11 protein-coding genes are annotated in these 12,522 nt (G+C 71.0%); 6 read left to right on the top strand and 5 right to left on the bottom strand.

The genetic code is table 11. The features are described 5' to 3' along the window. Positions 1 to 67: 67 nt before the first annotated feature. The 5 genes from ACIRHA_RS32340 to ACIRHA_RS32360 all read right to left on the bottom strand — a co-directional run bounded on the left by ACIRHA_RS32340 (position 68) and on the right by ACIRHA_RS32360 (position 4,950). Complete coding sequence (locus ACIRHA_RS32340; protein ID WP_403853250.1) at positions 68 to 1,039, bottom strand: zinc-binding alcohol dehydrogenase family protein; 972 nt, start codon at positions 1,037 to 1,039, stop codon at positions 68 to 70. A gap of 50 nt (positions 1,040 to 1,089) precedes the next feature. Next, positions 1,090 to 1,920: an ABC transporter permease gene (locus ACIRHA_RS32345; RefSeq protein WP_403853252.1), complete on the bottom strand. Its 831-nt coding sequence runs from the start codon at positions 1,918 to 1,920 to the stop codon at positions 1,090 to 1,092. Next, on the bottom strand, positions 1,917 to 2,828 hold the full coding sequence (locus ACIRHA_RS32350; RefSeq protein WP_403853254.1) for an ABC transporter ATP-binding protein: 912 nt from the start codon (positions 2,826 to 2,828) through the stop codon (positions 1,917 to 1,919). The genes ACIRHA_RS32345 and ACIRHA_RS32350 overlap by 4 nt, the downstream gene beginning before the upstream one ends. Beyond that, positions 2,825 to 3,832 (bottom strand): ABC transporter substrate-binding protein, encoded by a 1,008-nt coding sequence (locus ACIRHA_RS32355; protein ID WP_403853256.1) that lies wholly within the window; start codon positions 3,830 to 3,832, stop codon positions 2,825 to 2,827. The genes ACIRHA_RS32350 and ACIRHA_RS32355 overlap by 4 nt, the downstream gene beginning before the upstream one ends. A 131-nt stretch (positions 3,833 to 3,963) precedes the next feature. Next, positions 3,964 to 4,950 (bottom strand): ABC transporter substrate-binding protein, encoded by a 987-nt coding sequence (locus ACIRHA_RS32360; RefSeq protein WP_403853258.1) that lies wholly within the window; start codon positions 4,948 to 4,950, stop codon positions 3,964 to 3,966. 195 nt (positions 4,951 to 5,145) lie between these two features. On the opposite strand from ACIRHA_RS32360, the gene ACIRHA_RS32365 reads away from it, so the two are divergent. The 6 genes from ACIRHA_RS32365 to ACIRHA_RS32390 all read left to right on the top strand — a co-directional run bounded on the left by ACIRHA_RS32365 (position 5,146) and on the right by ACIRHA_RS32390 (position 12,510). Then, positions 5,146 to 6,498 carry an MFS transporter gene (locus ACIRHA_RS32365; protein ID WP_403853260.1) on the top strand — a complete coding sequence of 451 codons (1,353 nt, stop codon included), beginning with the start codon at positions 5,146 to 5,148 and terminating at the stop codon, positions 6,496 to 6,498. Between the two features lie 85 nt (positions 6,499 to 6,583). Then, the gene (locus ACIRHA_RS32370) at positions 6,584 to 7,381 is read left to right on the top strand and encodes an IclR family transcriptional regulator (RefSeq protein WP_403853262.1); all 798 of its coding nucleotides are present in this window, start codon (positions 6,584 to 6,586) and stop codon (positions 7,379 to 7,381) included. Between the two features lie 153 nt (positions 7,382 to 7,534). Beyond that, positions 7,535 to 9,838: a CoA transferase gene (locus ACIRHA_RS32375; protein WP_403853264.1), complete on the top strand. Its 2,304-nt coding sequence runs from the start codon at positions 7,535 to 7,537 to the stop codon at positions 9,836 to 9,838. Beyond that, a complete protein-coding gene (locus ACIRHA_RS32380) occupies positions 9,835 to 10,647 on the top strand; it encodes an enoyl-CoA hydratase/isomerase family protein (RefSeq protein WP_403853266.1) in 813 nt (270 codons plus the stop codon). The genes ACIRHA_RS32375 and ACIRHA_RS32380 overlap by 4 nt, the downstream gene beginning before the upstream one ends. 83 nt (positions 10,648 to 10,730) lie before the next feature. Further along, entirely contained in the window at positions 10,731 to 11,525 is a 795-nt protein-coding gene (locus ACIRHA_RS32385; protein WP_403853268.1) for an SDR family NAD(P)-dependent oxidoreductase, read from the top strand. A 136-nt stretch (positions 11,526 to 11,661) separates the two neighbouring features. Continuing rightward, positions 11,662 to 12,510, top strand: coding sequence for an alpha/beta fold hydrolase (locus tag ACIRHA_RS32390; RefSeq protein ID WP_403853270.1), 849 nt, complete (start codon positions 11,662 to 11,664; stop codon positions 12,508 to 12,510). Positions 12,511 to 12,522: the final 12 nt, after the last annotated feature.

Consider the following 12,522-nt stretch of genomic DNA (forward strand, 5'->3'; position numbering starts at 1 on the left):
GCACGCACGAAGGGCCCCCTCCGGCGGGAGGGGGCCCTTCGGATTCCCGCGAAAAGGAGAGGCCGCGTCAGTTCGCGGCGCCCCCCAGGTCGAGCACGATCTTGCCCACCGCCGCGCCCGTGCGCAGCCGCTCCACCGCCTCGCCGAGCGCGTCCATCCCGTAGCTCTCGTACGGCAGGGACAGCGCGCCCGAGGTCAGGTCCGGCAGCAGGCGCAGCACCTCGGGGGCGACCTCCTGGCTGCGGGAGATCATGTTGACCGGCAGGAGGGTGACGTCGGCGAGGAAGAAGTCCGCGAGGTCCAGGGTGAGTTCGCGGCCGGCGGTGTAACCGAGGAGGGCGGCGCGGCCGCGCGGGCGGACCAGGGTGAGGGCGTCGCGCAGGATCCGGCCGCCGACGGTGTCGATGAGGACGTCGACCTTGCCGCCGATCGTTTCCTCGGAGAGGTCCTTGGCAAGCAGGGCCTTCGCGGCGTCGGGGACGTGCTCCAGCTTCGTCGGGCGGCCGACCGCGCCGATCACCTCGGCGCCTGCGCGGGCCGCGAGCTGGACTGCCATGGCTCCGACCGCGCCGGACGCGCCGGTGACCAGCACCCGCTCGCCCGGCCGCACCTGCGCGATCGAGTGCACGGTCGCCCAGGCGGTGCCGACCGGTGAGAAGTAGATGCAGGCCAGAGCGGGGTCGGTGCCCTCGGGCATGATCTCCGCGGCGGTGTCCGGCACGAGCGCGTGCTCGGTCCAGGCGCCGTCGCGGCTCAGGCCGAGGCCCTCGCCGCGCAGCCGGACGAGGGCGCCGACGGGGTGGGTGTCCGAGGCGAGGACGTGGCCGCTGCCCTGGGTGCCGGGGACGAACGGCAGCTCGGGCAGGATGCCGAACTGTCCGTCGAGGATGTTCAGGTCCAGATGGGCGGCGGTGGCCGCCGCCATCCGTACGAGGGTGTGACCGGGGCGCGGCTCGGGGACGGCCCGCTCGGCGAGGCGGGGCAGGGCGCCGAACTTCTCCAGGAGCAGGGCCCTCGATGTCGTTGCGGAAGTGCTCACGTGCTTGCGTTCTCCGTTCTTGTCCCCGTTGGCCGGGCTTGTCCCCACACTCACACCTTAGCTCCGTACTTGTGCAGTACACGCATCGCGATGAGGCGCAGGATCCGGTCGTAGACGAGGCCCAGGATTCCGAGGGTGATGATGCCGACGAAGACCCAGTCGATGCGGCCGTAATTGCGAGAAGTCCAGATCAGGGAGCCGAGGCCCACCTGGGATGCGACGATCTCGGCCGAGACGATCGTCAGGAAGCTGTTGCCCATGGCGAGACGGGCTCCCGTGAGGATGTACGGGACGGTGGACGGCAGCACGATCCGTTGCAGGATCTGCCGGCGGCTCGCCCCGAGGCTGGCCGCGGCCCGCAGTTTGTTCTCGTTGACGGCCATCACACCCGCGCTGGTGTTGAGGGTGACGATGAAGACGGCCGTGTAGAAGATCAGGACCACCTTCGAGGACTCGCCGATGCCCAGCCACACCACCGCCAGGGTCACGAAGGCGACGGGCGGGATGAAGCGGAAGAACTCGATGTAGGGCTCCAGGAGCTGGCGGACGATCCTGATCTGGCCGATCAGCAGGCCGATGGGCGCGCCGACCACGACGCCGAGGCCCCAGCCGATCAGGATGCGGCGGCTGGAGGCGATGACTGAATTGGTCAGGGTGCCGTCGGACGCCAGTTCACCCGCGGCCGACAGGGTCTGGCTGGGTGAGGCCACCAGGGATGGGCCGTACTTCATTGCTACGAGCTGCCAGATTCCCAGGCCGACGAGGACGGCGAGGGCGTACAGGCCGAGGGTGCGCAGTCCCTGCCCCCGCGCCCCACTGCTGCGGGGCGGGCGGGTGCGTGTGCGGGCCGGGGCCGGGCCCTCGGTTGTGGTGATCGTCATGCGCCTTTCGCCTCCCGGTCGAGCTGGTCGTCGAGTCCTTGGTCGCGCATGGCCTTGCGGACCTCTTCTCCGATGTCCTCGCGCAGCTTGTGGCGCAGGCGCACGGCGGCGGGGTCGGACTCGTCGCGGGGGCGCGGCAGGTCGACCTCGTACAGGGACTTGATGGAGGCCGCGGGGCCCGCCGTCATGACGGCGATCCGGTCGGCCAGCAGGATCGCCTCGTCGATGTCGTGCGTGACGAAGACGACGGTGCAGCCGGACGCCCGCCAGATCCGGGCCGTCTCCTCCTGGAGCACCTGCCGGGTCTGCGCGTCGAGCGCGCCGAAGGGCTCGTCCATGAGGACGACGTCCGGCTCGTTGGCCAGGACCCGGGCGATCTGGACGCGCTGGCGCATGCCGCCGCTGAGCTGGTTCGGGTAGCGGTCCGCGCAGTGACGCAGGCCGACCAGGCCGAGGAACTCCTCGGCGGCACGGTCCTGTTCGGCGCGCGAACGGCCACGCATGCGGGGCCCGAAGGTGACGTTCTGCCGCACTGTCAGCCAGTCGAAGAGGGCTTCGCTGCTCTGGAACACCATGCCGAGTTCGGGGTCCGGGCCGCTGATGGGGGCGCCGTCGGCGGTGAGTGTCCCCTCGCTGACCGGGAGGAAGCCGGCCATCGCCGACAGGAGAGTGGACTTGCCGCAGCCGCTCGGGCCGAGCAGGCAGAGAAACTCGCCGGCCGGGATGTCGAGGTCGATGTCCCGGACGGCCTGGAAGTCGCCGAAGGAGATCCCGGCGCCTTCGGCGCGCAGGGCTGCTCCCCGGCCCTGCGCGCGCTCCGCCCCGGCAGGAGGGGGCGTCACGGTGTCCACCGTCCCGGCGTCCTCCGCCGGCACGGTTGTCGTGTCCTTCTCGATCCCTTTGGTCATCGGGATTCCTTCGTGTTGGCGGGGAGCCAGCCCCTCTGGACGGCGCCGGACACGTCGGGGCGGGTCTTGACCTTGCCGGTGTCGACGTAGAACCGGGCCGTGTCGTCGTAGCCCTTCAGGTCCTTCGCGGTGAAGTCGCGGACGCCGAAGTCGATCTCCTTCACCGCGGTGAGGGTCTGGGCCGTGGGGATCTTCGCCGCTTCCTTGGTGGCCCGTGCGGCGGCTTCCGGGTCCTTCTCGGTCTTCTTGGCCGCTTCCGCGAGCGTCTCGGCCACCTTGGCGGCGACGTCCTTGTGGTCCCCCAGCCAGGAGGACGTCGAAAGGAGCCAGTGCTGGTAGCTGAGCCCGTAGTCGCCCGTGGTCTCCACGATCCGCGAGCCGAGGTCCTTCCCCTTGGTCGGCCACGGCTCCCACAGGACGTATGCGTCCACATCGCCTTTGTCGGCCAGGGCCGGGATCTCCGCGGGGTCGCTCGTCACGAACTCCACCGACTTGGGGTCGATGCCCTTCGATTCGAGGAACCGGGTGGCCGCCAGCTCGGACAGGCCGGGGACCACCGCCATCTTCCGGATCTTCGCGGGGGACTTCACATCGGGGCCGAGGACGACCTTGAGGTACTGCCCGGAGTTCTCGTACACGGCGAGCGGCCTCAGGTTCGGGTGCTGTCCGAGCACGCCGATCGTGGTGGCGTCGGAGTTCCCGGCCATCTGGACCTGTCCGGCGCCCAGGGCGTCGACGCCTTCCCCGCCCTTGGCGAACTGGACGAGGTCGACGTTCACGCCGTGCTTGGCCCACAGTCCCTCCTTGTCGGCCACGTAGAACGGCGCGTATGCCCCGTCGATGCCGACGGCGATCCGCACCTGCGGGCCGCTCGCCTTGCCGCCGGAGCCCGAGTCGGCTCCGGTATCGGTGGTGCCCGCGCCGCATCCGGTCACGGCGAGCAGTGCCGCGGCGAGGAGGGCGGAGCCGGTGATGCGATGGACCGGACGGGACGCTGTGCGCATGGTCACCTCTGAGTAGGACACTTCTCGGCGGGTCATCAGGTGCGGGTCCGTGAGTTGGCGCAAACTACTTCCCTCCGGGGGCCGGAGGCTTGCGTCCCGGTCCGTTCAGCGGAACGGCCCGCGGGGCTCGGTCACCCGGCGTGACGGTCGTACCAGCCGCGCAGCAGCACGGTGTCGTACTCGGGTGCGCTCTTGATGAGCTTCTGCGCGAGGAGGAAGTCAGCGATCTTGCGGGAGGAGGTGACATCGGCCGACGTCAGGGCACGGGATCTGAAGGAGATCTCGCCGATGGCCTTCTCCGTTCCAGCCACCGGCAGTTGGGCCTGCTCATGGGCCGCGAGGGCCCCCGCGTGCGGGTCCTTCGTCACCAGCCGGTCGGCCTCGGCGACCACCTTGAACACCTTCCCGGCGAGCTTCTGGTTCCCCTTCAGCCACTTCTGGTCCGCGAGCAGCCACTGCCGGTACGTGACACCGAAGTCGCCGGTGGCACCGGCGATGTGACCGCCCGCCTCGACGCCCTTGGTCACCCAGGGATCGAAGAGGATGTAGCCGTCGATGTCGCCGCGCCGGAGCATGCTGGGGATCTCCTGCGGTGAACTCTGCTGGATCCTGACCGAGTTCGCGTCGATGCCGTGGTGTCGCAGGTACTCGTGTGTGGCGTACAGGCCGATGCCCTGGATCGACCCCATCGACTTGATCTGCCGCGGCGAGGTGATGCCCTTGCGCAGTACGACCTTGAGGAGGCGGCCCGAGGACTGGAAGACGCCCAGGGCCCGCAGTTCCGGATTGCTCACCATCTGCGGAAGTGCGGTGGAGTCGGCGTTGGCCGACATCTGCGCGGTGCCGGCCGTGACCGCCTGTGCGGCGGCAGGACCGCCCTCCACCTTCACCAGTTTCACGTCGAGGCCCGCCTTCTCGAACATGCCGCGCTGGGCGGCGAGATACAGCGGTGCGTACGAGGCGTCGACTCCCAGCGCGATCCGTACGGTCGGGCTGCCGCCGCCTGAGGTTCCAACCGAGTCGGTGCTGCCCGCACCGCAGGCGGTGGCGAGGAGGAGGACGAGCAGGGTGATCAGGGCGGCCGCCGGGCGCCCTGCCGTGCGTTGGTTCCGTGTCATCCGGGTCATCCGTGTCATCCGTGTCATCAGGTGGGACCTTCCGGGATCGGAGCGCGGTCGAGGTGGCGGAACGCTGGCACCGCGCAGGGGCTACGGAAAGCACCCCGTCCCATCTGGCGGACCGGCCCGATTGAGACGACTCCGGGGCCGTTCTTACGCTCCAGCGATCTCAAGGTCGAACGGCAAGGAGCACGTATGCCCCGCAAGAGCACGATCGAGGGCACATCCGCGACGCGACGCGTGGTCATCGCGTCCGTCGCCGGCAACATGATGGAGTGGTACGACTTCTTCCTCTACACCACCGCTGCCGCGCTGGTCCTCGGCACGGTCTTCTTCCCCTCCGGCGAGAACCCGCTGCTCGGCACGATCGCCGCGCTGGCCGGTCACGCCGTGGGGTTCGCCGCCCGCCCCATCGGGGGCATGATCTTCGGTCACATCGGTGACCGGCGGGGCCGCAAGGCCGCCCTCATGGGGACGCTCTCCCTGATGGGCGGCGCCACCTTCTGCATGGGGCTGCTGCCCTCGTACTCCACGGCCGGTCTGCTCTCGCCGCTGCTCCTGGTGCTGCTCCGGGTGTTGCAGGGTGCGGCGGCCGGCGGCGAGTGGGGCGGCGGCGTACTCATCATCACCGAGAACGTCCCGGCCGAGCGGCGCGGCTTCCTCGCCTCCTTCAGCTCCACCGGCATGGGCCTGGGCTTCGTGCTGTCGGCGCTGGCGCTGTGGCTCGCCGAGCAGGTCTCGGGCGACGGCTTCCTCGCCTGGGGCTGGCGACTCCCGTTCCTGGCCAGCGCGGTGATCTTCGTGGTGGGGATCTACATCCGCCGCAACCTCGGCGAGACGGACAGCTTCGAGGCCGACTCCGCGAAGGCCGAGGCCCCGGCTCACTCGCCCCTGCGGGAGGTGCTGCGACGTCATCCGCGCCAGGTGCTGTTCGCGATGGCGCTGCGCTTCGCCGACAGCGGCGCCAGCTACATCTTCATGTCCTTCTCCCTCGTGTACGGGGCGTACGTGGGGATCTCGTCGAACGTTCTGTTGTGGGCCGGGATCGCCGGAATGCTGCTGGACTCGGCGATGATGGTCGTCTTCGGCCGGCTCTCCGACAAGGTGGGCAGGCGGCCTGTCTACATCGGCGGGGCGATCGGCATGCTGCTGTGGGCCGCGCCCTTCTTCCTGCTCATGAACACAGGATCGACCGCCGCGGTGTGGGTGGCGTTCCTCGTCGGGCACATCGCCATCGCCGCGATGATCGGGGTCCAGCCCTCGTACTTCTCCGAACTGTTCAGCACCAGCACCCGTTACTCCGGGATGGCGCTCGGCCACGAGCTGTCGTCGGCGATCGCCGGCGGCCTGTCGCCGGTCGTGGCCGCGGCGCTCCTGGCCGCCACGGGACACTTCCTGCCGATCGCGCTGCTCACCATGGGCATGGCCGTCGTCACGCTGGTGGCTCTGATCTTTTTCGCACGTGTGCCCAAGGACGGCGGTGGCGCGGGGGCGGATGCGCGGGATACGGACCCGGCCGAGGAGGGGGTCGGCACACCCGTTGCGTGAAGTTCACATGCCGGACCCTCTAGGCAACATGGCATTGATGCACTTCAAATGGCTTTACCGCCATGCGAAGAAGTGAGGGACGCCGATGGGCTCGTACGCCGACGAAGAGGTTCTGCTGCCCAATTCCGTGCTCGGGAAGGCTCAGCTGCTGCTCGCCGCCTTCGAGTCCGGTGCCGACCGGCTGCGGCTGAGCGAGCTGAGTCGCCGGTCGGGGGTGCCCAAGGCGTCGGCGTACCGTCTCGCCCAGGAACTGGTGCAGTGGGGTCTCCTCGACCGGCACGGGGAGATGTACGAACTCGGCATCCGGCTCTTCCACCTGGGCGAGCGGGTGCCCGCGTCCGCGGTGCTGCGCACCGTCGCCCGTCCGCTGATGGCGGACCTGTTCACACGTACCCGCGCCGCCGTGCACCTCGCTGTCCTCGACGGCACCCACGTCCTGTTCCTGGAGAAGATCGCGGGTGAGGCCAACGTGCTCACCCACTCCTACGTCGGCGGCCGGCTGCCCGCTTCCTGCACCGCGACCGGTCAGATGCTGCTCGCCCTGGCCCCGGACGGCACCGAGCAGGTGGCGGCCCTCGCCCGCGGCGGCCTTCCCATGATGACGCCGCGCTCCGTGACGGATCCCGAGGCGCTGATGCGGCGCCTGTCCGCGGCGGTCCGGCACCGGTACGTGCTGGAGGTCGAGGGGGTCAGGCCCGGGTACGCCAGCCTCGCCGTGCCGGTGGCCGCGGGCGGCCTCGCACACGCCGCGCTCTCGATCACCGCGCCGGTCGCACAGGTGACGGTGGACCGCGGCCTCGCCGCGTTGCGGGCCACCGCCGAGAGCATCGAACGCGGTGTGGCGCAGAAGGCGTCGTACGACGCGGGGCACGCGGTGGGCTGAGCACCCCGTCGCACCCCCGGGCCGCACCTCTAGGCCGCACCCCTGGTCCGCACCCCTGGTCCGGTCAACAGAACACGGCGGTGGTCCACCTCCCCGCCCACGGTGATCGTGGGATTCCGCAAAGGCTGCGGTCACGTAGAGGGAGGAGCCGTGGTGCGAACAGACACGGACCCGACAGCACTGCGCGTGCTGGATCTGACCGACGAACTCGCTTACCAGGGCGCTCGGTTGCTCGTCGGGACCGGCGCCGACGTCGTCCGGATCGAACCGGGAGCGGGCCTCGACCCGGCGGCCCGTGCGCACTGGCACGCGGGCAAGCGCTGGACCCCGGTGCGCGACGCGGCGGAGCTCGACGCACTGGCGGCGGAGGCCGATGTCGTGCTGGAGAGCGGACCCGTGGCACAGCTGCGCGGCCTGCGCGAGGACGGATCGTCCCGCTGGCCGCACGCGGTGCACGTGGTGGTGACGCCGTTCGGTCTGACCGGGCCGCGCCGCGACTGGGTCGGCGACGATCTGGTCCTGGCGTCGGCGGGCGGCATGACCTGGCTCGGCGGGCGCGCCGACGGACAGCCCAAGCCGCCGCCGCGCGAACAGGCGTTGCAGACAGCCGGGGCTCATGCGGCGATCGGCGCGCTGCTCGCCGTCGTGTCGGGAACTCCTCAGCTCGTGGACATCTCCGCTCAGGAGGCCGTCGCCGCCACGTTGGAGACCGCCGCCCTCGCCTGGATCCACGCGGGACGCTTCCCCGTGCGCAACGGAGGGGTGTACGAGCACGTCGCGCACCGGATCTTCGAGGCGGCGGACGGGTATGTGGCCGGGGGCTACTCCGGCAGCCCCCGGATGTGGACGGATCTGCTGGACTGGATGGCGGAGCGCGGCGAGGCCGGTGACCTGCTCGACGAGCGCTGGCAGGACGCCGCGTTCCGGTGGTGCGAGCGCCCCCATGTCGACGAGCTGATGCGGCGGTTCGCGAAGGGGCAGCCTGCCGCCGACATCGCCGCGGAGGCGCGCCGGCGCGCCCTGCCGTGGGCCGAGGTCGTGCCGCCCGAGCGGCTGACCGCCCATCCGCAGCTGCGCGACCGCGCGTCCCTGGTCACGGTCACCGGCGAAGGACTGCCGGACGAAGGCGTCGAGGACGTCGGCTTTCCGTGGGCGGCGCTCCCCCGGCCGGTCACCCTGCCCGCGTTCCGCGAGGCGGAGGCCGGCTCTCCGTGGCGCCGCCCCGCCCCGGCGCCCCGGCAGCAGGAGCGGCCGAAGTCCCGGGCCATGGAGGGCGTTCGGGTCCTCGATCTGACCTGGGTACTCGCAGGACCGTACGTGACCAAGCAGTTCGGGGAGCACGGCGCGGACATCGTCAAGGTCGAATCGCGGCACCGCAAGGACCCCACGCGCTTCGCGCCGTCGATGCATCTGAGGCCGGGCGCCGACCCCGACGACAGCGGCTACTTCCTCAACTTCAACCGCAACAAGCGCAGCGTCGCCCTCAATCTGCGGACCGAGGAGGGCCAACGGCTGGTGCGCGAGCTGGTCCCGCACTGCGACGTCGTCGTGGAGAACTTCAGCCCGGGTGTGCTGGCCCGGTGGGGCATGGACTACGCCTCGCTGCGCGAGCTGAACCCGGACGTCGTCCTGGTGTCGATGGCGGGAGTCGGGCAGACCGGGCCCTGGCGCAAGGCCGTGACATTCGCCGACACCCTCGCCGCGATGTCCGGCCTGTCCTACGAGACACGTGACCCGGGCGGCCCGCCACAAGGGCTCACCTTCGGGCTCGGTGACATGATCGCAGCCAACTCGGCGGTGCTCGCCACGCTCGACCTGCTGGCGCGGGGCCGCGGCGGACACGTGGACCTGTCCCAACTGGAGGCGATGGCCGCGACGATGGGCCCGGCGGCCCTGGAGCCCGTCCTCGGCACCGGTGCCCCCGATCCCCGCACGGCGGAGCATCCGAACCGGTCACTACACGCCGTGCCCCACGGTGTGTACCCGGCGGCCGGCGACGACCGGTGGGTGGCGGTGTCCGTGACGGACGAGGCACAGTGGCACGCCCTGACGCGTCTCGCCGAACTCCCCTGCGCCCACGGCGACTTGGCGGCACGGCGGGCGCACGAGGACGAGATCGATGCCGCCCTCGCCGCCTGGACGCGCGGGCAGGACGCCCACAAGCTGCCGGAGCTGCTCCAGGCCGAGGGTGTGCCGGCGGCGGTCGTGGCGACCGGACAGGACCTGGTCGAGGCCGACGAGCAGCTCGCCGCCCGCGGCTTCTACCCCGTCCTGGACCATCCTCTGGCCGGGCCGGTCCCGCACGAGGGCATCGTCGCGCGGCTGGCGGCGACGCCCGGCGGGCTCGACCGGCCCGCACCGCTCCTCGGGCAGCACACGGATGAGGTGCTGCGAGAACTGCTGGACCTGAGCGATGAACAGCTGGCGGCACTGACCGCCGAGGGAGTGACGGAATGAGCGAGACGAAGATGACGCAGGGCGACACACCCCAGGAGCAGCCCTCCGTACTGCACGTGACGCGCGACGGCGCCGTGGCCACCGTCCGCGTGGACCGGCCCAAGGCGAACGCTGTGAATCCGGCGATGATCGAGGAGTTCCTCTCGGCCCTGTCGCCGCTGACCGCGGACCCGGAGGTGCGCTGCATCGTCATCACCGGCACCGGCCGGTTCTTCATCGCCGGCGCCGACATCGCCGTCATGCGGGACCTGTCCGCGGAGAACCAGGCGAAGATGCGCCGCTGGATCCACGTACAGCGGGTGATCGAGCAGGCGCCCAAGCCGGTCGTCGCGGCGATGAACGGCCACGCGCTGGGCGGCGGCGCGGAGTTGTCGCTCGCCTGCGACCTGCGGATCCTCTCGGAGGAGGCCACGTTCGGGTTCCCGGAGATGCGGCTCGGGCTGTTCCCGGGGGCCGGTGGCAGTCAGCGACTCCCCCGGCTCGTAGGACCCCACCTGGCGAAGCGCCTGATGATCGAGGGGGAAGGGCTGACGCCGCAGCGTGCCCTGGAGCTCGGACTCGTCGACGTCGTGGTGGAACAGGCCGAGTTCGAGGCGACGGTCGCCGAGCGGGCCCGCCGCCTCGCGGCGCAGCCGACGGCCGCCATCGCCCTGCTCAAGCGGGTCGTCGACGAGGGGTACGGGCTGCCCGTCGAAGAGGCCCTGGAACGCGAGGAGAAGGGCGTCGCCGACCTGACCGGGACGGCCGACGCGGCGGAGGGGCTTCAGGCGTTCATCGACAAGCGGGCTCCGGTGTTCATCGGACACTGAGGCCGCTCCGACGCGGGTGATCCGGTTCCGGTGACCGGACCGCCCGTGTTGGTGTGTTCCCGGACGTTCCGCATGCTCGGCGGATGAGTTCGCTACAGCACACCGAGACACAGCACTCCGAAGAAGCCGCGCAGAACGGGCCCGTGCTCGTCACGGGCGGCACGAGCGGGATCGGCCTTGCCGTCGCGGAGGCGGTGGCCCGTTCCGGGCGCCCGGTGGTGGTCACCGGGCGTTCCGAGGACCGCTGCCACGCCGCGGCGAAGCAGCTCGAAAGCATCGCGGGCGAACGCCGGTTGGCACTGGTCGCGGACACCACCGACCCTGAGGCGCTGGCCGCGGTCGTGAGCCGGGCCGCCGAACTCTGGGGCCCCGTCACCGGCCTGGTGACGGCCGCCGGGCAGCTGGCCCGCGGCTCGGTGCTCGACCTGACACCCGACGACTTCCGCGCCGCCCTCGACACCAACGTCATCGGAACCTGGCTGGCGATCCGCGCCGTCCTGCCCGGCATGCTCGACGCCGGACACGGCCGCATCGTCACGATCGGCTCCGTGCTCGGCTCGACGGGCGCCCCCGAACGGGGTGGCTACGCCGCCACCAAGGGCGCGGTCGCCGCGCTCACCAGGTCGGCGGCCCTGGAGGTCGCCGGGACCGGCGTCACCGTGAACTGCGTCGCGCCCGGCCCCGTCCGCACCCCGATGAACGAGAGTGACGCCACGACCGACGCCGCCGCCCAGGCCGCCTTCACCGCCAAGGTGCCGCTCGGCCGCTGGGGCACGCCCGAGGACATCGCGCACGCGGTGCTCCCGCTGCTCGCCGCCGGCTCGTCCTTCACCACGGGCGCGCTGCTGCACGCGGACGGCGGCTACACCGCGCAGTGAACGGTCACCCAAGTCACCCACGTCACCCAGCGGGAGCGGTTCGCTGAACGGACCGCGACGCTGGGCCCGCGCCCCGCGCGGTGATGGGCTCGACACCGTATCCCCCGCAGTCGTACAGAAGGACGGAAGGACTCGCATGTCACCAGCACCGGAGAGCCACTACGCGGACGGCGCGGGCATCCGCTACCACTACCACGACCTCGGCTCGGGGCCCGACACCGTCTTCCTGCACGGTGGCGGCCCCGGCTGCACCGCATGGAGCGACTTCGGGCCCGTCGCGGACCTGTTCGCGGCCGACCGGCGCTGTCTGCTCGTCGACATCCAGCAGTACGGCAAGTCGGAGAAGTCCCCCATCAAGGGCCCGATGTGGGACCACCACGCGGCGAAGACCGTCGGCCTGCTCGACACGCTCGGCGTCGACCGCGCCGACTTCGTGTGCAGCTCGTGGGGCGGCACCATCGCCCTCAACCTCGCCGCGAAGTACCCGGAGCGCGTCCGGTCCCTCGTGATCACCGGCAGCATGCCCGTCTTCTACGGGCCGCTCGCCCCGCTCCCCGAGAACGGTCATCGCGGCCGCACGGCCCGCGACGTCTACTACGGCGGCGAGGGCCCGACCCGCGAGAAGATGCGGGACCTCATCACGAAGCTGGAGTGGTACGACGGCTCGAAGCTCCCCGAGGAGACGCTGTCGATGCGCTACGAGCAGAGCCTCGACGACGAGGAGCGCGCCCTTGCGGCCATGTCCGACTCGCCGCGCGGCGACTGGCAGGACCTCACCGAGGAACTGGGGCAGATCCAGGCTCCCACGCTGTTCATGTGGGGCATGCAGGACGCGTTCCTCACCCCGGACTACCCGCTGATGCTGGCCCGCATGGTGCCGAACGGGAACCTCCACGTGATGGACCACACCTCCCACCACCTCGAGGAGGAGCGCCCCGAGGCGTACCACTCGGTGGTCAGTGGCTTCCTCGACTCCTTGAGCTGAAGCTTCCCCCCT

The organism is Streptomyces sp. NPDC102360 (assembly GCF_044766085.1).
Taxonomy (GTDB): Bacteria; Actinomycetota; Actinomycetes; order Streptomycetales; family Streptomycetaceae; genus Streptomyces.